20 protein-coding genes are annotated in these 25,140 nt (G+C 41.9%); 7 read left to right on the forward strand and 13 right to left on the reverse strand.

Features of this window, described 5'->3' with window-relative positions; all coding sequences use genetic code 11:
* Positions 1–57: 57 nt before the first annotated feature.
* The 10 genes from B3S92_RS06450 to prmB form a co-directional block, all read right to left on the reverse strand.
* Complete coding sequence (locus B3S92_RS06450) at positions 58–573, reverse strand: RidA family protein (RefSeq protein WP_296203993.1); 516 nt, start codon at positions 571–573, stop codon at positions 58–60.
* A gap of 157 nt (positions 574–730) precedes the next feature.
* Positions 731–2,269 (reverse strand): amidophosphoribosyltransferase, encoded by a 1,539-nt coding sequence (purF, locus tag B3S92_RS06455; RefSeq protein WP_077451338.1) that lies wholly within the window; start codon positions 2,267–2,269, stop codon positions 731–733.
* 121 nt (positions 2,270–2,390) lie between these two features.
* A complete protein-coding gene (locus B3S92_RS06460) occupies positions 2,391–2,924 on the reverse strand; it encodes a CvpA family protein (RefSeq protein WP_296203996.1) in 534 nt (177 codons plus the stop codon).
* 31 nt (positions 2,925–2,955) lie between these two features.
* Positions 2,956–3,984, reverse strand: coding sequence for a quinone-dependent dihydroorotate dehydrogenase (locus B3S92_RS06465; RefSeq protein ID WP_296203998.1), 1,029 nt, complete (start codon positions 3,982–3,984; stop codon positions 2,956–2,958).
* Between the two features lie 191 nt (positions 3,985–4,175).
* Positions 4,176–4,715 (reverse strand): DUF4870 family protein, encoded by a 540-nt coding sequence (locus B3S92_RS06470; RefSeq protein ID WP_296204000.1) that lies wholly within the window; start codon positions 4,713–4,715, stop codon positions 4,176–4,178.
* Positions 4,716–4,855: 140 nt separating this feature from the next.
* On the reverse strand, positions 4,856–5,314 hold the full coding sequence (gene sixA / locus B3S92_RS06475; RefSeq protein WP_296204003.1) for a phosphohistidine phosphatase SixA: 459 nt from the start codon (positions 5,312–5,314) through the stop codon (positions 4,856–4,858).
* 13 nt (positions 5,315–5,327) lie between these two features.
* A complete protein-coding gene (locus tag B3S92_RS06480) occupies positions 5,328–6,653 on the reverse strand; it encodes an NAD(P)H-dependent glycerol-3-phosphate dehydrogenase (RefSeq protein ID WP_296204005.1) in 1,326 nt (441 codons plus the stop codon).
* Between the two features lie 108 nt (positions 6,654–6,761).
* Positions 6,762–7,370: a nitroreductase family protein gene (locus B3S92_RS06485; protein ID WP_296204044.1), complete on the reverse strand. Its 609-nt coding sequence runs from the start codon at positions 7,368–7,370 to the stop codon at positions 6,762–6,764.
* A 479-nt stretch (positions 7,371–7,849) separates the two neighbouring features.
* Complete coding sequence (gene aroC / locus B3S92_RS06490; protein WP_296204007.1) at positions 7,850–8,953, reverse strand: chorismate synthase; 1,104 nt, start codon at positions 8,951–8,953, stop codon at positions 7,850–7,852.
* Between the two features lie 103 nt (positions 8,954–9,056).
* Positions 9,057–10,247 carry a 50S ribosomal protein L3 N(5)-glutamine methyltransferase gene (gene prmB / locus B3S92_RS06495; RefSeq protein WP_296204009.1) on the reverse strand — a complete coding sequence of 397 codons (1,191 nt, stop codon included), beginning with the start codon at positions 10,245–10,247 and terminating at the stop codon, positions 9,057–9,059.
* 463 nt (positions 10,248–10,710) lie between these two features.
* Here prmB and B3S92_RS06500 point away from each other — a divergent pair, with 463 nt between their 5' ends.
* The 4 genes from B3S92_RS06500 to B3S92_RS06515 all read left to right on the forward strand — a co-directional run bounded on the left by B3S92_RS06500 (position 10,711) and on the right by B3S92_RS06515 (position 16,938).
* Entirely contained in the window at positions 10,711–12,006 is a 1,296-nt protein-coding gene (locus tag B3S92_RS06500; protein ID WP_296204011.1) for a L,D-transpeptidase family protein, read from the forward strand.
* A gap of 173 nt (positions 12,007–12,179) precedes the next feature.
* Positions 12,180–12,821, forward strand: coding sequence for a 2-polyprenyl-3-methyl-6-methoxy-1,4-benzoquinone monooxygenase (gene coq7 / locus B3S92_RS06505; protein ID WP_077451346.1), 642 nt, complete (start codon positions 12,180–12,182; stop codon positions 12,819–12,821).
* Between the two features lie 303 nt (positions 12,822–13,124).
* Positions 13,125–14,033, forward strand: coding sequence for a tetratricopeptide repeat protein (locus B3S92_RS06510; RefSeq protein WP_296204014.1), 909 nt, complete (start codon positions 13,125–13,127; stop codon positions 14,031–14,033).
* Positions 14,034–14,409: 376 nt separating this feature from the next.
* Positions 14,410–16,938: an esterase/lipase family protein gene (locus B3S92_RS06515; RefSeq protein WP_296204017.1), complete on the forward strand. Its 2,529-nt coding sequence runs from the start codon at positions 14,410–14,412 to the stop codon at positions 16,936–16,938.
* 52 nt (positions 16,939–16,990) lie between these two features.
* Here the strand turns inward: B3S92_RS06515 and B3S92_RS06520 are convergent, their stop codons facing one another.
* Positions 16,991–17,902, reverse strand: coding sequence for a ribonuclease HII (locus B3S92_RS06520; protein ID WP_296204019.1), 912 nt, complete (start codon positions 17,900–17,902; stop codon positions 16,991–16,993).
* Positions 17,903–17,955: 53 nt separating this feature from the next.
* Entirely contained in the window at positions 17,956–19,251 is a 1,296-nt protein-coding gene (gene lpxB, locus B3S92_RS06525; RefSeq protein ID WP_296204021.1) for a lipid-A-disaccharide synthase, read from the reverse strand.
* A 367-nt stretch (positions 19,252–19,618) separates the two neighbouring features.
* Here lpxB and B3S92_RS06530 point away from each other — a divergent pair, with 367 nt between their 5' ends.
* Positions 19,619–20,704: a 3-deoxy-7-phosphoheptulonate synthase gene (locus tag B3S92_RS06530; protein WP_296204024.1), complete on the forward strand. Its 1,086-nt coding sequence runs from the start codon at positions 19,619–19,621 to the stop codon at positions 20,702–20,704.
* A gap of 118 nt (positions 20,705–20,822) precedes the next feature.
* Here the strand turns inward: B3S92_RS06530 and pepN are convergent, their stop codons facing one another.
* Entirely contained in the window at positions 20,823–23,513 is a 2,691-nt protein-coding gene (pepN, locus tag B3S92_RS06535) for an aminopeptidase N (protein WP_296204025.1), read from the reverse strand.
* A gap of 166 nt (positions 23,514–23,679) precedes the next feature.
* Between pepN and B3S92_RS06540 the strand changes: the two genes are divergently transcribed.
* Complete coding sequence (locus B3S92_RS06540; RefSeq protein WP_296204027.1) at positions 23,680–24,276, forward strand: DUF6231 family protein; 597 nt, start codon at positions 23,680–23,682, stop codon at positions 24,274–24,276.
* 278 nt (positions 24,277–24,554) lie between these two features.
* The gene (gene pal, locus B3S92_RS06545) at positions 24,555–25,067 is read left to right on the forward strand and encodes a peptidoglycan-associated lipoprotein Pal (protein WP_077451353.1); all 513 of its coding nucleotides are present in this window, start codon (positions 24,555–24,557) and stop codon (positions 25,065–25,067) included.
* The last annotated feature ends 73 nt before the right edge of the window (positions 25,068–25,140 follow it).

A 25,140-nucleotide genomic window follows, 5' to 3' on the forward strand; every position in this document is an offset into this window, starting at 1 on the left:
ATCGGCTTTTTGGTTTAAGAATGTACTGGTTTAAGAGTTAACAGTTTAGATGCTGTCTTATTTTACAGCCATGCATTCAATCTCAACCTTCGCACCTAATGCTAAATCTGCTACAGCAAAAGCAGAACGTACAGGATATGGTTTGGCCAATTTGGCTTGATAGCCTTTGTTAAACTCAGCGAAATCTTTCATATCAGTCAGCATGACCATGCATTTAACCAAGTCTGAGGATTGGTAGCCATAGCTCATTAATGTTTTATTGATATTATCTAAAGCTTGCTCTGTCTCTTTTCTGACCCCACCTTCGACAACTTTACCGTCTTTCATGCCTAGCTCGCCAGAGAGGTATAACGTATTACCCGCTCTTACCGCTTTTGAAAAAGGCAATTCTCCGTCTGTACCATAAAAAATAGGCGTGGTTTTAGAGTGAGTGGCCATTGCAGAAGTAGAAGCTTGCTTTGATTGCTCCACTTGTTGTGCTTTTTGATCTGTACTCTGTTCTGCTTGAGCTACTGAAGCGCCCATTAAGCCCATACTTAAAATAAGCGAACTAGCAATTATTGGTAATTTCATAATATTTCCTTGTTATGTCTATTTAAAGTTAAAATCCTCAAAAAAAAAGCAGATTATAAGCCATAGATGCTTATAACCTGCTTTTATACTATCAAGAATAACCACTAGGCCGACCTAAAAAATGTATAAGATACTTTAAGCCGCCCCAAATAGACTTTTAGTTTTCTTGTACCCCAGTCATATCAACTGGAGTATCTGGAGTATTATTAATCACTTCAATACCATTGGCTTTGGCTTTGTCATTACGCTGCTCTTGCAAACAGTTTAAGTATTCTTCGGTAATGTTACCAGTGATGTACTTACCATCAAACACAGCACAATCAAAGCCTTCTACTTTACTATGCTTGGTGTCCTGTACCGCTTCAATCAAGTCATCTAAGTCTTGGAATATCAGACGATCGGCACCGATAATTTGACGCACCTCTTCTACCGTATGACCAGAGGCAATCAGTTCAGAACGCACAGGCATGTCAATACCATAGACATTAGGATATTTAACCGGTGGCGCAGCGCTGGCAAAAAATACTTTATTGGCACCCGCGTCACGAGCCATTTGAATAATTTCATGACAAGTGGTACCACGTACAATTGAGTCATCTACCAACAAGACGTTTTTATTCTTAAATTCTAACGGAACAGCATTCAGCTTTTGGCGAACTGATTTTTTGCGTTGCTGTTGACCGGGCATAATAAACGTACGGCCAATATAACGGTTTTTCATAAAGCCTTCACGGTACTTAACATTCAAGTTAAGCGCCAGCTCCATCGCTGAAGTACGTGAGGTATCTGGGATAGGAATAACCACATCAATATCATGATCCTCACCCCATTCTTTGCGAATTTTCTGGGCCAGCTTTTCACCCATACGTAAGCGAGCTTTATAAACTGAAATATTATCTATAATTGAGTCAGGACGGGCGAAATACACGTATTCAAACATACAAGGGGTGTATTCTTTTGGCTCAATGCATTGATAGGTATGCAACTTATGATTTAAGTCGATGAAGATTGCCTCACCTGGCTTAACATCACGTACCACTTTAAAGCCAGAACCGGTTAGAGCAACAGACTCCGAAGCTACCATATATTCAGTTTGACCATCAGCAGAAACGCGCTCACCATACACTAAAGGACGAATCCCATTAGGGTCTCTAAAAGCAATCAAGCCTTGACCGGTAATTAAGGCGACAACTGCGTAAGCCCCTTCAAGGCGCTTATACATTGAGCTGATGGCGGTAAAGATGTCATCAGGGGTTGGCTGAGTTTTGCCTAATGCCTGAATTTCATGCGCCAATACGTTTAGTAAAACCTCTGAATCTGAGTTGGTATTTAGGTGACGTAGGTCATCTTGATAAAGCTCTTTTGCCAATGTTTCAGCGTTGGTTAAATTACCATTATGGGCTAGTGTGATACCATAAGGAGAGTTTACATAAAACGGTTGCGCCTCTGCACTACTTGACGTTCCAGCGGTCGGGTATCTCACATGCCCTACACCAAATTCACCAATTAGCCGCATCATATGACGTGTCATAAACACATCACGAACCATACCATTGTCTTTACGCAAATAGAAGCGTCCATCTTTCATGGTCACGATACCAGCGGCATCTTGACCACGGTGTTGAAGCACAGTTAATGCGTCATACAACACTTGGTTGACTGGTTCATGTGCTGCAACACCTACAACTCCACACATACTCTATCCTTTTAAAATAGTCTTTACTGGTTAAAAGTTTCATTTAGTAGTGGCTAAATTACACTTAATCACTGATTGCTCAGCTATTTACTTACTAACCTGTTGACTGTGAACTCAATGTTTATTGAGCGATAGCCTCTTGGTCGGTCTGTTGCGAGCTAGGCACGTCAATTTGTTGCCATGCCTCCCCTAATACTTTTGTTGCAAACTCCTTAGCAAACGGGGCATAAGGAAGTAATTCTGGAGCTAAGACAGAGGATTGCCATAAAGCAGTATTGATAATAACCGGCGCGGACACACTTAACATCACCAAAACTACCAGTACGTTTTTTGCCGCTCCCAATACGCCACCAGCCAACTGATCAACGAAGCCTAATTTAAGGCCTTTTACGATACCAGACACCAGTAACGTCAATATTTGAATAACAATTAATACTACTAATACAATAGCTAAGAAGCCCGCTCCCATCTGTAATACAGGGGAGCTAACAAAGTTAGCCATATAAGGGGCTACGTCATCTGCCATTCGGGTGGCTGCCAAAAGGGCAATAAACCACCCTGCTAACGCGATTGAGCTGCGGATAAATCCTGAGTTAAATCCTCGCCACAATCCGGCTAGCAATATTACAGCAATGACAATGTCTAAAAACCCCATGCAATAACCCTAGCTTTTATTTTTTAAAAAGTTAATAAATATCGCGATAACTGGTGATCGCTTCTACACACTGCTGAACCAGCTTGGGGCCTTTATAAATCATGCCACTATAGAGCTGAACCATACTGGCGCCTGCCTGCAGCTTTTGTACTGCTTTTTCGCCACTATCAATACCACCGACGCCTATAATGGGTAATTTATCTTCTAAACGCTCATGAAACTGCTTAATAATTTGAGTGCTTAAATGGCCTACAGGTCGACCTGATAACCCACCAGCTTCATTGCCATGCGGTAAGTCTTCTACGCCAGTTCTGCTTAAAGTTGTGTTGGTAGCGATAAGACCATCAATCTCAAACTCAATCAGCTGCTTTGAGATGTAATCTACTTGTTCTTCTGTTAAATCCGGAGCCACTTTTAATACCATTGGCACATAAAAGCCATAGTCTGTGGCCAACTGAGTGTGACGATTTTTGATACTATCTAACAATTCAGTTAACGCATCCCCGCTTTGTAAATCCCGTAAATTCTTAGTATTAGGAGAGGAGATATTTACGGTAATATAAGAAGCATGGGGGTAAACACGATCCAAGCAATATATGTAGTCATCAGCGGCATTTTCAACGGGAGTTAGCGCGTTTTTTCCGATATTAATCCCAATATTACCTTGGTACTTACAGTTTCTGACATTTTTGATTAGATTGTCTACGCCAAGGTTATTAAAGCCCATACGATTAATGATGGCATCTGCTTCTTTAAGCCTAAACAATCTAGGCTTCTCATTACCTTGTTGCGGGCGCGGCGTCACAGTACCTACTTCAATAAAGCCAAAGCCAAGCTCGGCTAGCGCATCAATATAACGGCCATTTTTGTCTAAACCTGCCGCCAAACCCACTGGATTTGAAAACTGCAAGCCCATACATTCAGTCGGCAAAGACTGCTGAGAGTAAATAAAACCTAAGGTATGTGTCTTATGCGCTTTTTCTAGCAGCTGTAGAGTTAAATCGTGAGCTTGCTCAGGGTCTAAATTAAATAAGAAAGGACGTAATAAGGCGTAGGACATAACGCTAGATAACCTGTTATGAAGTAAGTAAATTGAGAGAATTGTTATTAGCCGCACTCTTAAATAATGAAGTTTTTTTCATTCAAGATTGAGTTGTGCTCTACTCAGAAGCTGTTGATTATACCAGTATAATCGTAGCAAATCATCGATTAGTATCAACTAAAAAACCACTGTAGCAAGCCCCTAACTTATCAAGGTACTGGTCTTTTGTCGGTTAGAGCTATCCAGCCTTTGACAATACGATAAATATGCCAAATAAAGGCAAACAGAAAAATAAGCCCGCCCAGTGCGGCCAACCCTGTTGAGCCCAATGCCACATTAGAGCTATCTGCAAATACGCCAAGACCTAAGCCACCTAGACCAATCACAGCCATTACAATGCCGATCGCCCCAAAGATGATACTGTACCAAAAGGTCTTAATCTGCCAATCAAAGTGAGTGGATAGCCAAGTATAATCAGCTTGCCCACGGCGTGCATAGTTCATAATGATAGGGACTATCCATAGCAAGCCTGCTGTAAAGTAGCTTAATACGTACAGTAAATAAGTAATATGATTATAGCGAATCAAAGACTCTTCTTGAGATTTACTGATAACGGACTGAGAAGGATTCAACTGAGTCTTTATTAGCTGGGAGTGCTGCTGATAGGCACTATCTTGACCAGATACAGGTATCTTTAAATCTGGCTGTTGCAGCTTTGTAGTTTGGCGTGTATCACGATTATTGTCCATAATCCTCCCCTTTTATTAATAATAAGCTGACAGTCTAACTGTACAGCATTACCTCACTCAGCAAATTAACTTACCCAGTAAATTAATTCAGCAAATAAGCTCAGCAAATCAATTGCGCAGTAAATGACTTTGCTTAACCGTTAACCGTGCTGCTTAGGCACATAACGCTCAACTTCATTACCCAAATCTGCTGCAATAAGTTCAGCCTCAAATACGCGGGCTTCCGCCAGTTGATAGGGTTCAGGTGTCTCCGCAGTCAGCAGCGCGGCCATTTTTGCCACAATCGGCATATGACACACCACGACCACGCATTCCCCTTCCATATCCATTAAACCGTGCAACGCCTGCATAGCATCATCATCTGGAGTAATGTCTGAATGCACCTTCACGGGCACATCAGGTTTAAGAGCGATTAACGCCTGAAGGGTTTGCTGCGCTCTAACATAAGGACTAACCACAAAAACATCAGGATTATAGTTCTCTACAATATACTGCGCTGTCTCAGCGGCCTGTTGCTGCCCTAACTCAGTTAGATTGCGCTGTGAATCTGGCTCAGTTTGATATTCCGCCTCACCATGACGCATTAAAATAATTTTCATAATTTTATCCGCCCTATTTATCTGGCATGCCTGCGGTTATTTTTGCATTTAATGCCTCATTACTATATTCATGGGGCATAACGAACTCAACATCACTTCTAAAGCCAGATTCCATTAGGTGTAAGGCCACACCTAGCGCAGCTTGATCATCATATATAACCGCATGTAATGCATGAGTAATGGGCATATAAATACCCAGTTTCATCGCTTTTTCATGCACTTGTTGAATGGTATTGACCCCCTCGGCGGTTTGACCGAGTTTTTTAATGGCTGCCTCCAAACTCATGCCTTTACCCAGCATATTACCAATGCGGTAGTTACGGCTTAGCTCTGAGCTACAGGTTGCGTATAAGTCACCAACCCCCGATAAACCTAAGAAAGTTAAAGGATTGGCTCCAGAAGCGACACCAAAACGGCTCATCTCAGCCAGTGCACGGGTCAATAGCATGGCTTTGGTGTTTTCACCCACATTATAAGAGGCGGCCATACCCATAGCGATGGCGTAAATATTCTTTAACGCACCGCCAAGCTCAACACCTTTAATATCATCAGAGGCAAATATTCTAAAGAAGACACTGTGCAGAGCAGATTGAACCGCATGACGCAGGAATTCTGAGTCACTGGCAATGACTGAAGCAGACGGCATATTCTGCATAATCTCAACCGCCAAATTAGGACCAGACATTACCCCGAAGTTCACTTCTGGCAATTCTTGTTCGATGATATCACTCATCAAACTAAACGTATCTTTCTCCATGCCTTTGGTTAAAGACACAATAGACTGCCCTGTTAAATAAGGGCGAATATTTCTTAGCGTCTCTCTAAATGCAGAGCTGGGTACTGCCACAAAAATAATGTCTTTATCTTGCACAGCAGCTTTTAAATCATGCTCATACTTTAAGCGCTCATCTAGGGTATAGCCTGGTAAATACTTTTTATTCACTCGGCTTCTTTGCAAAGACTTCACTGTACGCTTATTACGAACCCATAAGGTTGAGTCACAACCATTACGGGCTGCTAAGTTCGACATAGCTGTACCGAAGCTACCGCCCCCTAAAAAAGCCAAACGTAGCTGATGTGGCGGGGTAATCCCTTCCGGACTACTCATATTACTACGCGCCTTTTTTTCGATCTCTTCAGTATTAAGGGCTGATTGATCCCGCTTAGCCTTAACGCCCACTTTAGTAGCTTTGTCAAAAAGACTGGCTAAAATACCTGAGTTAAATAAAGGCTTCTCTTCCTCCGACTCTACGTCATCGGTAGTGTCTGTATTGGTTGTAGCCTCAGCTTGGTCCATGTTTTTATCTTCAATTTCACTATTTTTTTTGTCAGCTGACATAAGCTTGCTCTCTATAGTTCTAACAGATTTAAGTTTCTTTAAATGTATTTATTATAAGGGGTTGATGATGCGATTCAATCTTTCATTTACTTATTCTGAATCATATATTTACTCTGAGTCATGAGTAATGAAGTTTGCAGTGTCGATATTACCTCGGCTTGGCATTTGGCAATGGCTACTTCCCACATACACAAAAGCGGTGACATAGTCCTCTGCTCCCACATTAAAATAACTTTTAACCGCCGGCTCATTGGCTAAAGGTCCTGTGCGCCAAACTGTATCAAATCCTTGTGCCTTTAAGGCCAATATTAGATTTTGTACTGCAGCTCCTGTACTCAATAGCTGCTCAAAAGCCGGCACCTTTTCATGATATTGCATACGGGTGACCACAGTGATGATCATAGGTGCTCTTAGAGGCATCTTTAATGTCTTTTCAGCGGTACGTTCATCAAGCTCTGCTCCTTCACGCAGTGCTTTTGCTTCTGCTGCTGCTAATAGTGCCCGACCAAAAGCGTGTCTTCTTGGGCCTTCGGTAATAATAAAGCGCCACGGTTGTAGCTTTTTATGATCAGGGGCCGTCATCGCACATTCAATTGCCGCTTCAACTTGAGGCTGCTTCGGGGCTGGTATGGTTAAATTGCCAATACTACGACGTGATTTTATCCAGTTAATAACTTGCTCGTCTGTGACCTGAGCCGACTGAGCATTGGCTTCCATATTATTAATATTAGTATTGTTACTGGTCACTAAATCATTATCAAAATTTTGGTCAGTCATAAAAACCTCTATTTATAATTATTCCTTTATCTAGGGTAAGCCTTAATAAACTAGATAAAAATAAACTGGATAAATTGCAGTTTATTATCGGGTTATCTTACCCTGTCCCTTATTTATATATTTTCCTATCAACATTAAACTTCTTACTAAATGTCTTCTTAGTCTTCTTACTATAGATATTGGTACTGGTTTTATTTTTTACAGCACTTTTTACCAAACTGCTACTTATCTAACAAGTTTAAAAAAGCAAAGGTAATATAAAGAGCGAAAAACTGAAAGGATATGAAATTAAAGCAATAGACTGGGGCTGTGTTTTTCACGACCCAAAGGTATGCAGGCAGTCTGCGCTACAAGCGATAGTCCACCGCCACTTACGCAGCAGTGGACTCTCAACAAGCATACCTTTTTAAGCAGTGATTTTAAGTAATGGCAGACACTGGCGGGGTAACATCCGCATTCTGTCCCCGATGACGGAGATAATGATCAAGCAATACGATGGCCAGCATAGCTTCAGCAATGGGGGTGGCTCTAACACCAACACAAGGATCGTGACGACCTTTAGTCAGCATCTCGATGGCATTCCCCTCTACATCGATGCTCTTGCCTGGAGTAGTGATACTAGAGGTGGGCTTAAGGGCGATGCTCACCTTAATGTCTTGGCCTGAAGATATTCCGCCCAAAATACCACCCGAGTGATTAGCGGTGAAGCCTTCTGGTGTTAACTCATCGCGAGAGCTGTGTCCAAACTGCTCAGCCACACTCATACCATCGCCAATTTCTACCCCTTTTACGGCGTTGATACTCATCATGGCATGAGCAATGTCAGCATCTAAACGATCAAAGACAGGCTCCCCTAGACCAACAGGAACACCGGAGGCGATAACCTCAAGCTTTGCTCCACAACTGGTGCCCTCTCTTCTTAAACGCTCAATTAAGGCCTCAAATCTTGGAATTGCTTCGGCATCTGCACAGAAAAAAGGATTGCTATTTACAAACTGCCAATCAATATTGGCCAGGTCTTGTACCTTCGCAGTTTCATTACCCATCTGTACCACATGACCGTGAATCGTAATCCCAAGTCGCTGTTGCAAGTACTTTTTAGCGATCGCGCCAGCCGCGACTCTCATGGCTGTTTCTCGGGCTGAAGAACGACCTCCGCCTCGATAGTCGCGAAAGCCATACTTCATGCTATAAGTATAGTCGGCATGACCTGGGCGAAAGGTATCCTTGATATCGCTGTAGTCTTTTGACTTTTGATTGGTATTTCGAATTAATAAGCCGATCGAGGTGCCTGTGGTTTTGCCTTCAAATACCCCAGAAATAATCTCCACTTCATCAGGCTCACGGCGCTGGGTAGCAAATTTAGAAGTGCCCGGCTTACGACGGTCTAAGTCGACTTGTAAGTCAGCGCTACTTAGTGCCATACCTGGGGGAATACCATCAACTATCGCCAATAACCCCTCGCCATGTGACTCGCCACATGTCGTTACCCTAAACACCTGTCCAATACTATTCCCTGCCATAACTTATGCTCATTTTTTCTAATTAAATTTACCCATCCACTTTATCAAGCTGTGTCACTTTCACAAGTCCTATCTATGGATGAGCAGTGCGTTACGTTAACTGTTACGAATCTAGCTGTGCCACTTGGGCTGCAAATAAATGACGATGATTTAGTAATTCATCACGATCGATAGCAAAAACACCACTACCCCCGCGGGCAAAGCTCAACCAATTAAATTGAATTTCAGGATAAGCCTGACGTAGCGCCCAATCACTATCCCCTACTTCACAGACTAGCAGACCTTCTGGTGACAAATAGTCCGCGGCTTCATTTAAAATCTTATGAACTAAATCCAAGCCATCTTGACCCGCAGCCAGGGCATGCTCTGGCTCATGAATAAATTCAGGAGGAAGCTCGGCCATTGCTGCTGCATCTACATAAGGAGGATTGGTGACAATCAATTCATACTGATTTTCAGCAGGAATCTTTTCAAATAAATCAGACTCTATAAGATTTAGTTGATGCTCCATACCGTGATGTTCTACGTTGACCGCTGCCACCTCTAGTGCTGAGTTATCAATATCTGCCGCATCCACTAGGGCATCTCTAAATCTGCTGGCAAGGGCGACTGCAATACAAGCTGAACCCGTACAAAGATCCAAAATACGCTCTGGTTGATAAAGCTGTTTATTCTCTAGCCCATGTAAATAAAAAGAAGGGAGATCTGGCGTTGAGTCTGCTCCTAAAGGCTGAGCAATCTCGTTGGTCTCAAAATAAGGATAAAACTGCTGACGAATTAATTCAGCGATAGGTGATCTTGGAATAAGCACTCGCTCATCCACATAAAAAGGTAGGTCACAAAAGTAAGCCAAATTAACTAGATAGCTTAAAGGTTGACGATACACAATACGCGACTGCAACAAGGTCAATACCTCAGCTTTCTCTGAAGGGGTAAGACGGCAGTCAAGGATTTGCTCATCAGCAGACCAATCAAGCGATAAGGTGTGCAATACAATCGCGGCCGCTTCTGCGAAAACATCATTGGTGCCTTGTGCCACCACCACATCATAAGTACGCAGCTGAGTTACACAAAAGCGGATAAAATCACGAATGGTATAAAGGGACTCGGTAGCCTCATGACTGGCAGCCAAAAGCTCATCAAACTCGCCATTTAACGAGTTATCGAACGCACCTTGTGACAAGTCTGCTTCTTCAGACCCTTGGATTTGAGCCAGCAAGGCTTGAGCATCCAGTGACGATAAAGAGGCTTTTGAGTCGGTTGTGTTGTCTAGATTTGAGTGGTCTGTTGACATAGTTAATCTGCTATTCCCATTACTGAGTTAATTTCTAAAGTAAAACTTCTCGTGACTCATTCTATCTGATAATCATAAAATCTGATATTAATAAAAAGCTCGAATCAGCTCTACAGGTTGCTCCATTATAACCAACATTGTTTAAGAGAGACTATTATTGTAAGGAACTATATTTTACAAAGTAGAAATTCTGCAAAGTACTGGGTTTTACAGAGTACTGTAACTGTCATTCGACACTTTACTCTTTGACCCTGTGTTTATCAAAATGCTCTCTTTTAATCAATATATTGCCTTTCAATAAGGGTGATAATCTCTTTCCCACTATAGAAACTACCTCTTCCTAAATCTAGAGGGGCTTTAGATAGCACAATTGTTACGGTTACTTTCAATTTTGTGGTAAACATTTGCCACTAGCTGCTTTTCATCGCATAATAGCAGCACCTTTTCTATTGTGAATAACTGTATGACTATGAACGCTAAACTTACCCTTACCAAAATGCCTACTAAATTCGCTCCTAAGCTACTTGCCACTGCTGTTGCAGCTACCTTATTTGCTTTTAGCGGCTCCGCAATTGCTGAGACAACTCCCAAGGCTAAGCCAGTAGATAGCCTTCAGAAGTTAATCAATGACACTGAAAACCAGAAACAAAGTGCTGCCGCCGAAAAAGCAAAGCAGGCAGATGACAACGCCGAATTGGCCAGTGACGATGCTGACGATTTTGCCATTCAGGCTCAGGTCAACAATGAAATTGCTGAACAAAACAAAGATGATGTCGAATCGGGCCAGGCCGTAGCAATTGCTACCCCAAATCTAGACGATGACTCTATCAAGAGTATCGAAAATAAAGACGGTAAAATTTATAAAACTACCAACCTTTCAAACTATGCTCGTGCGGTAAACAGTGCGGTTTGGACTCCAAATATGCGCAGAAACACAGCAATGACTGTGAAAATGCAAGCCCTATTAGATTGGAACCATGCTTCACCAGGTCCTATCGATGGTGGCTGGGGTATGAACAGTACCAAAGCTTTGGCTAACTTCCAGACCATGAAAGGCTTACCTAGCACTGGCAAAATGAACGCAGCAACTTGGAGTGCTTTGACCAAGAATATCGACCCAAATCAGCCGGTATTGGTCGAATACACTTTAACCAAAGACGATGTTAATACCAACTTCGCGCAGACTCCTTCTGGTTCAGAAGCCAAATCTAAGATGAAAGGTTTGTATTATCAAAACATTAAAGAGATGTTAGGTGAGCGCTTCCACATGGATGTTCGCTATCTTGAAAAGCTAAATAAAGGTAAGAGCTTTACCGAAGGCGAAACCATTACCGTTATTAACGTAGGCACCCCATTAAAGGCTAAAATTAATCGTGTGGTGGCTGACAAGGCAACCAAAACTTTATATGCCTATAACGGAGATAAATTGGTAGCCACTTATCCAACGACTGTGGGTAGTACGGCAACTCCATCACCGACGGGTACCTTCAAGATTGTTAATAAAGTGAAAATGCCTTGGTATAAATCTACTGTAAAAAGTGGTGATAAAAAAGAAGTGTTCATGCTTCCTCCAGGACCTAACAACCCTGTAGGTGTGGTGTGGATGGGCTTATCTAAACCTTCTTACGGTATTCATGGCTCTCCAGTTCCAGAAGGTATTAGCCGTCAAGCTTCTGCAGGCTGTGTACGTTTGACCAACTGGGACGTACTTGAAGTCTATGCAAATATTGAAAATGGGGCTTCAGTTGAGCTTAAATAAGCTGAGTTGAATATTCTATAATTATTGCACGCTTAGCCAGTATCTGTATTAATCAGTGTTGTTAACTGGGTTTAAGTTAGTAACTAGGATTGTATTAATAACTAGCTAAACAGTGATAATAGTAAATAAATATTGACGATATTAAATCAATAACAAGTAGATAAGGGCTCGTTATGTCAAAAAATTTGAGTATTATTGATCGTGCTATTGTTGGTTTTGATAGCAGTTTGCGCTCCATAATCCCCCATTCAAATCAGACTGCGCGCCCCCTACCTGTCAGCTCTGATGAAATGCCTGAGCTTTCTATCAATGAGTCTCGCCATGTGGCGGGGCTTATGCGTATTAATCACACCGGTGAAGTCTGCGCTCAAGGCCTATATCATGGTCAAGCCTTTACCGCAAAAGACAGCCAAGTTAAACAAGCCATGCAACATTCTGCTGATGAAGAAATTGATCACTTGGTATGGTGTGAGACTCGTCTGGATGAATTGGGCAGCCACCCTAGCGTGTTTACCCCAGTTTGGTATGGGCTATCATTTGGCTTAGGTGCCATTGCTGGTCTTATTTCTGATGAATTTAGTTTGGGTTTTGTCGCTGAGACAGAAGCTCAAGTTAGTGAGCATTTACAAGAGCACATAAGCTTATTGCCAGAACAAGATATTCGCAGTAAAGAGATTTTGGCCCAAATGAATATTGAAGAACTTGAGCATCGTGAGGCTGCCCTTAATCATGGTGGTAAAGCGCTATCAGCCCCTGTTAGAGTGTCCATGCGCTGGATGGCCAATCGCATGAAGGGCTTGGCTTATCATTTGTAGATTTCGACTTGGAAGGGTTGTTATTTAACGATTTATTAAACTAAATAAAATAACCTTCTTACTAGCAAATGATAATCAAAGTTTACAACTGACCCCTTTAATGCCTTCTATAAAGTTGCTATCTTATAGCACTTATTATACTGAATAATTCTAGCTGGCGAGTTCAATTGTGGAGTCAATACTTATCAGATTGTTGAGCCAATGATTATCAAATAGTCGGATAGATTGAACTGCTGTTCTAGTTGTCTAATTTTGGATATATAACCCGCATCATTAATTAATATTGATTATAAGGACCTAATAATGAATAAATCGGTATCTGCTAAACTTATTTCAAGCGCTTTTTTAGTAAGCTTGGTCGCTACAGGCTGTGAGTCTCTACCCACCTCTGGTACTAGCACAGCTCCTGGCAGCGCAGTGGTAGTAGATGATACTACTGATACAGCTGCTGCCATCGAGGCAGACACCACAGGTGGTAAAGTTTTCAAGGTTAAGTATGATGCCAATGAATTAAGAAATGATCCTTTAATTAATTCGGTAGACATCACAGCGACCCAGTTACCTGGTATTCCTACCCCAACGGTTTCGGTATCAGATGTTAACTACATTGCCACAGTAGTAATCCCTAAAACTCGTATCAACCCGAATGATCAGTTGGATGTGAGCTTATTAGATGATTTTATTGATGAGATCAGCCCCAATGCTCGTCACTATCCACCAAACTTCAATAGTAAATCTGATCTTTACTATGCCAAAGAGAAGTTAAAAGAGTTGGAGCAGTGGCTACGTCCTTTTGCTGAAGATGAAAATGCTTCATATGAAGTATTACTAAGAGCTGCTAAATTAAACGGCATGGGTCGTAACTTAGACTTAGGTTCTGACTTCGCAGTACGTGGTAGTACTTTTATCGCTAAAGCAATCGATAGACAGCCTGAAAGTGCTGAAGCAAACTTTATCTATGGTATGATGTTGTCTGAAGGCGGTGGCTTTAAAGAGGGTAAAAAATACCTAATGAAAGCAGCCTCTCAAAGCTACAAAGAAGCTGAGCAAAGTTTAGCCCAAGCAGACTTGCTTAATGACAACCGCCCTGCAGCACTATCTCGCTTGAAAGCTTTACAGCAAAAACATCCTAATGACGCCACTATTGCTAAGCAAATTGAAATTGTAGAAGCCGGTAAATACTATATTTGGGACTTACCTGTGGCCAAATAAGGTTAATAAAAGACCAATGAAAAGATAGCAAGATGTTCTTTTTACTGGCAGTAACCGATCTTATTTTACTTAAACATAAAGCCACTTAATTGTGGCTTTATTGTTTTGGCACCTACTCTATTATCTCTTAAGCTTTCAATTATCACTTGTCTACAGCCTAAACCTGCCTGATGTTTTCTTTGCTATTGTCATACTAATTCCTCAAAAATAAGGTATTATTAATTTTGACAACCCACCCTTTGTCTCTATTTATTTAAATAAATAAAACATTACAGTTTTATTGTCTAAGTCATTGATTATGGCCCTATTTATGTATAGTAATTTCAAAACATCTAAACTGGCTACATGCCTTGCTTTAGCCTCAAGCGTTTTAGTTATGGCTTCTTGTAGTACCGTTTCTGTTAGCCAAAAAGACTCCAGTAGAACCATTGCCAATAACCGAGGTAATATTGTTACTCGGTCTGACTTAAGTAATAAAAGCACCTCTCAACTGCTTTCGATAGGTATGCCTCAAGATCAGTGTTTGGAGGACTTTAATAAATGCCTTAATAGAGTGGATAAAGGCATCTTAAATAAGAATAATAAAGAACATTTGGCATTATTGGCCGAGCTGCACTTAGCCAAAGCTAAATCCATTGCTGAATCTGAGAAATGTGTCCAAAGAATCACCCGCCCCCCTATTGATCCTTACTATGCCAATGCCCCTAAAACAGAGGAACAATATGCGGATTTTCTATTGTATTTACGGGAGTGCAATACCGCTTATCGAGATAATTTATTAAGCGCCATTAAATACAGTTACGCCTATCTGTTCTACGCTCAGTTAAACCCTAGTACCGCGACACAGCTTAATATAAAAAATAAACCTAATAAATTATCGAGTAACTTAGACATTCAAACTCAAGATGTCTATGAAGCCGCCTCTGATGCCCTGCTCAAGCAGCTGTATGCTAATAAAGATTATACTCAGCAAGCGGATAAAGTAACGTCGTTTATCAATCCACAGCTGGTCAGTGATAGCCAATCCTCTAAGACCAATGAATTAGATGATGCTAATGGGGTTAAATATGGAGATCAAATAAAGGTTCTTAACTTTACCTTTCCACCTATTGAGCAAGATAAATACCTAGCTAACACTCGAGCGGCTAAAAAAGAGGGAGAACCCTCAACCTCATCTGGTAATGATGATGAAGCCTTTACTGATTTTGAGTCTTCAATCAAACAAGGGGTAACGACTTCTATCGATCTTTATTTGCCCAATGAGCCTGAGTACCTACAAAATACCGAAACTCATAACAAGAGTATTGATGCGCTTTATGCTAGCCATGACTTAAGCTTCTCCGGCCTAAATAGCATCAGTGAACGTGAAGGCGTTGGTATTAGCTACGTTACCTTATTTGATGAGCGTCTGGATACCTCCGTAAAAGGCCTAATCACTTCAGACAATAAAAAACTAAACTCAGAAAACCCACTCGATAGAATTCATCTGACCGGTAACTTACTGTTGACCAGCTTAGTAATACCCCACGGAACTACTCTAGAAGAGGTTTTAGACAGTAACTGTTACGACATTAATTTATACAACCCGCATCATACTGAAAGTGTAGATATTCTTGGTAAGCCTTACTATTTAGCGGCTAACTTCTCTGCAAGTTATGGCATGTGGTTGGCTGAAAATAGATTAGATAATGTGGGCTACTTCAATCTATTATCTAAGCAGCAAAGCTTAGTGTTGCCTCAGCTATTCATGCTTGAGCCTTATGACCCCAATAAACGCATTATCATTATGCTGCATGGATTGGCCTCAAGCCCAGCCACTTGGATCAGTATTACCAACGATATCGCCAGTGATGACGAGCTGCGCGATAACTATCAAGTATGGCAAATCTTTTATCCCACAAATATTCCTATTTTAGAAAACCGCTACAGAATACAAGAGCTCATTGAGAGCGCCTACAAAATTAATGATCCTAACTCACAGCATATAGCCAGCCAAAACTCAGTATTGATTGGTCATAGCATGGGCGCAGTTATTGGACGCATGTTGGTTTCTAATGAGAACCTTCAAGATAATTTCCACCGCTTGAGCCAAGAACAAAGCTCCTTACGCCTTAGTAAGCTGGTTAACAATGAGTTGGATAGAGAGAATGTGCTTAATAGATTGCAATTAAAGCAGCTAAAAAGTGTCGATACCGCGGTCTTTATTTCTGCTCCGTTTAGAGGAACAGATTTTGCTGATAGATGGTTTACCCAGCTGTTAAGACGTGTGGTGCATTTGCCGCTCGGTTTTATCCAAACCATTACTGGTAACCTAGCCAGTATTGCCAGTGAAGGTGAGCTTGCTAGTAACCCTCTTGGAGCGCTTTATTTCCAAAATGGTGCCAGTCAATTAAGTGACAAGTCGTCTTTTATGAAGCTGACTGCAGATTTACAAATTGCTGATGATGTGACCTATCACTCCATTATTGCTAATAGAGACTCGGATATCTACAATGGATTCATGCGATTGAAGCTGACAACAGCGCCTAGTACTAGCTTGTCAGATAAGACAGCCCCTGATGTACTTACTGCTGGTGTCAGTAAATTGCCAAGCTTCGTAGAAGAAGACTCTGAGGAGAGTGCGGCTGAGAACTCAAGCGATACAGCAACAAGCAGTGAGAATAGCGCCGGTCAAGATGCCGCTAATAAAATCAAAGAGGCTACTACTGATATTGCTCAATCAGTTACTCCTGCCTTGTCTGATGGAATTGTTCCTTATGCCAGCTCTCATCTTGAAGGGGCTGCTTCAGAAACCATTATTAAAGGCGGTCATAGCATTCAAGATACTCCAGAGGCAGTATTAACTTTACGCAAAATTCTACACCAGCACCTAAAGCAGCATCCCATTGAAACTGAGCGTAAATAGTCTTTTAGTAGATTCATTGCCAAAAAAACAGACGCTTGAAGCGTCTGTTTTTTTATCGGTGTTGTTCAAGAGCTTGCTGTATCGGTTTAAAGCTGCGCCTGTGCTGTGGTAATACACCCAATTGCTGTATGGCGTCAATATGAGCTTTGGTTGGATACCCTTTATGCCCCTCAAGACCATAGCCTGGATAGGTAGCGCCATCAGCGATAAGCTGTCTATCACGACTGACTTTAGCCAATACACTCGCTGCGGCTATGGCACTGTGACGGGCATCCCCTTTTACCCAAGCTTCACCATAAACCGAGCACTTGGAACCAGGGAAGTTACCCACCCCATATCGTTGTAAAAACGACCAATCTAAATCTGGTAATTTATTACCATCTACTAATAGATTAAAGCGAACGTTTGGCTCAATTGAAGGTGTCACAGTTGAGCGCAAGGTGTCTACAATCGCAATCATCAGCTGCTCGCCGGCTACTCTCATACCAAGCATAGTAGCTTGTAGAATATTGACTTCATCAATAACTGCAGCAGGTATTTCAACAATTATATAGGCCAAAGCTTGCTGCTTAATGGGGTCAAAAAGACGCTCACGCTTTGACTCGGTTAATTTCTTGGAGTCCGTAAGTGTCGATAAGACCGTGTCCTGCAAAGGGTTTTGCTCAATTTCAGAAGACCACCTCTTAGGTAAAATTGCTCCTGATACTACCACACTGCCATACAAAGGACCCCGCCCTACCTCATCAATGCCTATATCAAACTGTAGTAAGCTATCACCCTGAGAAACTTGCTCAGTAGCTGGTGTGTTTAAGTCTTGCTTAAGATTGTGTAGCTCATTGTCTAATAGCTGTTGATTGATGTTTCCCTCAATTATAATAGGGGCTCCCAAAGGCATCGGCAAGTTATTTTGGGCGGTAGATGAGAGTAAGGTTATTTCGGTTAAGGTATGATAAAAAGGGGTCATTGAAAAACTACTTAGTGATTAATAAAAATAGAGGTTAACGGGCCGTATTAGTCCTATGACTTATTAACAAGATTTTGGTTGAGATGATCATGCCAAGCATTTACCACAGCTGACACAGCACTCTGACTGCTTTGCTGCTTTAACCAAGTAGAAGTCTCCTCTAAACGATCTAGTTGCTCTTGATAAGCCTGAGGTGTCATCAACCGTGTTACCGTGCGGCAGATACTATCTCCATTGGCTTGCTCCTGAAGCAGCTCGGGCACAATCTTTTCTCCTGCCAAGATATTGGGCAAAGACACATAAGGCACTTTTACCAAGCGTTTGGCTATGGCATAGGTCAGTTTCTTCATCTGATATACCACGACCATCGGGCGGTTAAGTAGCATAGCCTCTAAGGTGGCTGTGCCTGATGCCAAAACAATGAGATCTGACATCGCCATAATGGACTGGCTAAAGTCTTGTTGCTGCTGCGTTTCATCATAAGCTACCGCCACAGCTTTTCTCAAAGATTCATCTTGGCGCTCTATTAAATCTTTTACGATGTACTGATGATTCTTATCTATGGTGGGAATAACAAAGCACAGCTTCTCATCAACCAATAACAGTCGACTCACCGCATTTAACATTAAGGGCAAAATAGCATTAATCTCTGAACGTCTAGAGCCTGGCATCAAGCAAATCATCTGGCTAATATCTTCTTTACGATTGGCAAAAAAGTTATGCAGCTCTGAGTTGTTCCAAATCAGCTCACGTCGCTGTTCATGAGTTTCAATTTCTACCAAGTCTTTTGGCAGATTGTGTAGTAGAGGATGGCCAACGCAAACTGCAGGATGATTGTGACGCTGATACACCTCAAGCTCAAATGGGAACAGACACAATACTAAGTGGGTGGCTTTCTTTATCGACTCAATACGAGACTCTCGCCAAGCCCAAATCGAGGGGCTCACATACTGCACGCAAAAGATACCTTTCGGTTTTAGCTTTTTAGCCACTCTCAAATTAAAGTCTGGGGCGTCAATGCCGATGAACCAATCTACTTGGGCTTCAATAAAAGCAGAAACCAACTCTGTTCGCGCCTTTAATAAGTCAGGAAGCTGCGACATTACCTCTACCAAACCCATCACTGCTAAGCGCTCTAAGGGAAATAAAGACTGTAGCCCTTGTGACTTCATCTTCGGCCCGCCCACTCCTACCCAGACCACATCTTCAATGAGATCATTTACTTGGGCCATAAAGTCTGCCCCCAAGCTATCGCCTGAAGCTTCTCCTGCAACTATGCCAATCACTAGCAGCTTGGTGGGGTCTTGAGTGTTTATAGGCTTAACTTGCCCTGAAGCACTTGCTAACATAGCTAACTCTACTTTAATATCAAAGGATTAGAAGGAACTTATACTCTAGGTACGGCAGGCATGATACAAATCGTCAAATCGAGCCCACAGTATAACAAAAATTTGTAGGGGTCATTCCCTATATGAAGCAATAAGGATAGCTTAACACTTGTCAATCACAGAATAACCCTCCATAATAAAGTTATCCCTAACTAAAAGTTATGACTTATTTAAGCTAACAACTTCTAGCTCAGAACGGGCTATATAACTCCATGATATTTAAGCTTATAAGTTATTTCTTATGATTATCACAACTTGTCTTATAACGTTATACCAAAAATTAACTTCCCAATTTTTTTAACAATATTTTAAACTAGGCAATATAAATATGACTATAAACTCGACTACCCATACAGCAGATATTGATGACGTGAATATTGAAAAGTTTATCCCTTTAATTACTCCTGCTAGCCTAAAAGCTGAGTACCCGCTATCTGAAACTGCATATAACACGGTACTGACGGGTCGTACTACTATCCAGAACATCCTAGATGGCACCGATAAGCGATTATTAGTGGTGGTTGGCCCCTGCTCTATTCATGATGTTAAAGCGGCTCATGAATATGCGGATAAACTAGTTAAGCTTGCAGACGAGCTTAAAGACAGTATCTACATCGTGATGCGTGTCTACTTTGAAAAACCGCGTACCACTGTGGGCTGGAAAGGTCTAATTAATGACCCTGATATGAACGATAGCTTTGATATTGAAAAGGGTCTGCGTACTGCCCGTAAGCTATTATTAGATTTAAATGAAAAAGGCCTACCCTGTGCCACAGAAGCACTTGACCCTAACACACCGCAGTACATACAAGACTTAATCAGCTGGTCAGCCATTGGTGCACGTACTACTGAAAGCCAAACCCACCGTGAAATGAGCTCTGGTCTATCGTGCCCTGTCGGCTTCAAAAACGGTACTGATGGGGGTATGACTGTCGCGGTGAATGCGATGAATGCAGTTAAATCAGGTCATAACTTCCTAGGCTTATCTAGCGATGGTCAGGTCTGTATCATCAAGTCAAAAGGTAACCCATACGCTCACGTAGTACTGCGTGGCGGTAACGGTAAGCCAAACTATGATCAGTCTTCTGTCGAACAGGCTGAAAATGAGCTAGAAAAAGGCAATGCCATGGTGAAAATCATGATTGACTCAAGCCATGCCAACTCAGGTAAAGACCCTTATTTGCAGCCTATGGTCATCCAAAACGTGGCCGAGCAAATCAGTAATGGTAACAAGTCTATCATGGGGCTTATGATTGAAAGTCACTTAAAAGGTGGCAATCAAAAACTAACCAGCGATCTAAGCCAGCTTGAATACGGTAAGTCTATTACCGATGGCTGCTTAGACTGGGACAGCACAGTTGCTTCTTTACGAAACTTACGCAACACCGTTAAGGACGTGCTACCTAATCGCTAATTTAGCTTTTATAGCCTTCAGTACTTATAAAAAACGCCCGACATATATGCCGGGCGTTTTTATTTATATTAGCTTTTACTCATATAAATAGATTCAAAAGCTTCGGTGATTATACAGACTAGCCCGCCTTCAAAATCGTATGCAGACTTTCAGTAACGTTTTTCGACTTAACCTGCTTACTTAATTGTTGCAATTGCTGCTTAGCTTCTGTGCGTACAGGCTCTGCCAACGTATACCAGCGTGATAAAGTTTGTAATAAACGTGAGGCCAATACTGGGTTGGTTTCATCTAGCTTTTGTACCACAGCGATATAGGTTTGCAGGCCCTCTTTAGTCCACAGTTTGGTGGGCTGTGCAGCAAAACTACCTACAACAGCGCGGATCCTATTAGGCGTTCCCCAATCAAAATCTTTACGCTCAATAAGGGCTGCAATATCAGCAATCGAGGCAGTTTCATCTCCAGCTTGGACACTAAACCATAAATCCATTACCAAGGCTTCTTTATTAAAGCGTTGATAGAAGTCATCAAGTACCGCTTGCTTTTGAGGATGCTCATGGTTGACCATGGCACTTAAAGCTCCGAAACGCTCAGTCATACAGCGCGCAGTTTGATACTGCTCATAAGCCCAGTCATGGGCTTCTTCTATACCGGCAGTAAGTGCCATATCCAGCACTACATTACGTAGCGCTCGCTTGCCTCTGGCTTGCGGCGTGTCCTCATAATCCTCTATGGGTAATTGTTGGTAGACCTGTTGCCAATCATCGACCATATACTGTGCCAGATTAGCTTTTAGCTGGTCACGCTTTTGCTTCATAACGCTTGGCTGGTAATCACTATTAACCGCTGAAGCCAACTCACGCTCAGCAGGAATATCTAAAATTCTAGCCGCTAACATCGCATCTTCTTTTACCAAACTTAAGAACGCTTTTTTAACCGCTTGTAGATATACGTCTGGCTCATTATTTTGCAATAATATTTTATTTACCAAGGCTTGAGCGCTCTGCCACTGGTTGAAACCATTGGCTTCATGAGCCAATAAGAAAGCCAAATCTGCTTCACTGTATTGATACTTCATTTGAACCGGAGCACTAAAATCACGCAATACAGAGACGATGGGCTCAATACCCTCTACGGTGCTCACATTCTCAAACACAAAGTCTTGTGTCTCTTCTTCTAGCATTAACAAACGCTCTTCGAGTAGCTCGCCACTGCTTCTATCAAATAAGGCCGTAGCCACAGGAATAGGCAATGCTTTTGGCGCCTCATAGCCTTCTACCTGACGCGTCTTTTGCGATAAAGTCACTGTCAGCTTGCCAACATTATCTTCCCCTAACTCAAAGCTTTGATGTCCTGATACCTCAGGCGTACCGGGCTGAGTGTACCAATCGATGAAATGCTCAACAGATTTACCTTGGGCACTTAATGCCGATAGCCAGTCTTCCACAGTTACTGCCTGACCATCATAGCGCTCAAAGTAGGTGTCTGTTCCTTGACGGTATTCCTCACCTAAAGTATTGGCCAACATACGCACCACCTCTGCCCCTTTTTCATAGACCGTGGTGGTATAGAAGTTATTGATTTCCACAAAGCTGCTTGGACGCGGTGGGTGTGACAAAGGACCTGCATCTTCGGTAAACTGATACGCGCGCAACATAGACACGTCATCGATGCGCTGCACTGCAGGCGACTGATGATCAGCTGAGAAGGACTGATCACGATAGACTGTCAGCCCCTCTTTTAAACACAACTGGAACCAATCGCGACAAGTCACACGGTTTCCAGTCCAGTTATGAAAGTATTCATGAGCAATAATAGATTTCACGCTAAAGCTGCGTGCATCAGTCGTGGTCTCGGGACTTGATAGTACACAAGAGGTGTTAAAGATATTTAGACCTTTATTTTCCATGGCTCCCATATTGAACTGACTCACCGCCACAATCATATAACGGTCTAAATCATAGGCTCTACCGTAGTTAACCTCATCCCAGTGCATTGAGTCTTTTAACGCTTGCATCGCAACATGACATTTATCAATATCATAAGCTTTTGCATAAATTTGTAGTTTAACCTCACGACCTTCGATGGTGGTATAGCTGTCTTCTAACACTGCTAAATCTGCAAAGACACAAGCAAACAGGTAGCTTGGCTTCTTACTCACATCGTGCCATATCGCATAATGACGATTGCTGTCACCCTCCACTTCTCCAGACTCGATAAGATCCCCATTGGCTAATAAGGTAGGAAACTTCTTATCCGCCTCTAAGCGTGTGGTAAATACCGATAAAACATCGGGACGATCCGGATAATAGGTTATCTTACGAAAGCCTTCTGGCTCACACTGGGTCACAAACATAACCTCATCGCCTTCCCCAGCGATATACAGCCCTTCAAGCTCAGTATTTTTTTGTGGTTGATGACGCACACTGATTTTTACCACAGCGTCATCTGGGGCATCAGAGACAGTCAACTGCCCCTCACCAAGTTGATAATCACCTTCTACCAATGCCTTATCACTGATACTGATTGCTGTCAGTTCCATATTTTGACCGAGCAACACCAAATCACCTGGATGTTGTCTTTTCATGGTCAACACGCTATCGACCGTGGCATGATCTTCGAAAAGCTTGATGTCCAGCTCTACTTTTTCCACCGAATAGCTTGGCGGGGTATAGTCTTTTAGATAGATTTTCTGTATACCATCATCAACCGTTGCCTCGACCGCTTCAGGATTATGCTCCGGTGCATCTGGTGTTAGGCTATCCACAATCATGGCATTGTCTTTGGCATCAGTATTAATTAAATCTGTCATAGGGATCTCTTTATTTTTTAGTGGTCTTTATTTAGCGGTAATAGTAGCTTTTATATTGTAACATTCTGCCTGTTTTTAAACCCATTAGGGGTAAAATATGTTATCTATACCCTACTGCCTCTATTGTTCTAGATCGGCAAATAATTCATTCTTTTAAGTGCAAACTATGTCATTAACAACCGGCCCAAAATTCACCTCATATCTAAATAATGTTGCTGCTCACATTCTGCAAGTTGTTCATCAATTGACCCTACCTGTAGAGTCTGAAGCACAGAGCAACCAACAAGAAAGCTCGCCATTTAATATGTTGTTGATAAGTGATGATCAGATCAATGAACTACTTTATCAGTTATTAATAAAAGACAATCCAAAGCTTATCATTGATAGCTTAACACTGACTGAGTTTGAGGCTAGGCCGTTCAATAAACGTTATACGCTCGGATGTTTAGTACAGCCTTTCGAGCTGAATTCTGAATCTAATAGGGATAAGACTCAAGCACAAGCCAATACTGCAACCTACAGCCGTATTGCTATTAGACTACGAGATTTATTTGCCGAACAAAGCTTATTACTGACTTATACGCCATTAAGTGAGCTTAACTTTAATTGCTTAGGCTATATTGCTCACCCCATTGAAACTTCTGATGAGATACCAGATTTTGTGAGTTGGCAATTTAATCTCTATGACTATAAACAGCGACCCGATTGGCTGAATGCCAAATACTGGGCCAACCCTGAAAATTTTGATAAATATAGATGGTAGTGTGAAGAACTAGGACTTTTATTAAAGTTTTACCATAATACTCGCCTTTACCGCTGCATCAGTCAGATAAAATGCTTGTTTAATTTTTGAAACTTTGTCATTATCCTGATATGAATTTACAGTAAAACTACTTACATAAAGTAACATCTGCTTTTAAATGTGCTATATTTACAATAATTGTATTTGGCCATTCATGTGGTGTTGGTTAATGAGCAAGTTACAACAACATAAGTAAGAACATAAGCTCACAACACTTTTTAGGAATCTGAGGATCTAATATGTATTCATCATTAAAAATTTCGGCAATCAGTCTACTTTCAGCAGCTCTTTTAACCACAGTAGGCTGTGCTAGCAAACCTCAAACTTCTGAGTTTGTAGTAGCTCCTATGGCAGTGCCAGGTAATGCAGCCTATCAAACCGGTCCTTTAGTAAATAACTCAGCAGAAGTACAAGCTGCTGCCCAAAATGTACGCGGCATTGTTCACTTCGCCTTTGACAGCAGTGCCATTGATGCCGAAGCTGCTAATGTTCTAAACGAACAAGTTGCTTTCTTAAAGAATTATCCTGATGCCGTTGTATTAGTTGCTGGTCATACCGATGAGCGCGGTAGCCGTGAATACAACCATGCTTTAGGTGAGCGCCGTGCGCAAGCCGTTAAAAACTACTTAGCTTCTCAAGGTGTTACCGATGCTCGCGTTGAAACCATTAGCTATGGCGAGGACCGTCCAGTGGCTACTGGTACTGATGAAGCCTCTCATGCTGAAAACCGTCGCGCTGAATTATCATACTAATTTATTAGCTGTTAACTTGATAATTTCAAACGACCATAAAAACCCAGCTTAGGCTTAATGCCAGTCAGTTAAG

The sequence above is a fragment of the Psychrobacter sp. UBA3962 genome (genome assembly GCF_002385225.1).
Lineage (GTDB): Bacteria > Pseudomonadota > Gammaproteobacteria > Pseudomonadales > Moraxellaceae > Psychrobacter.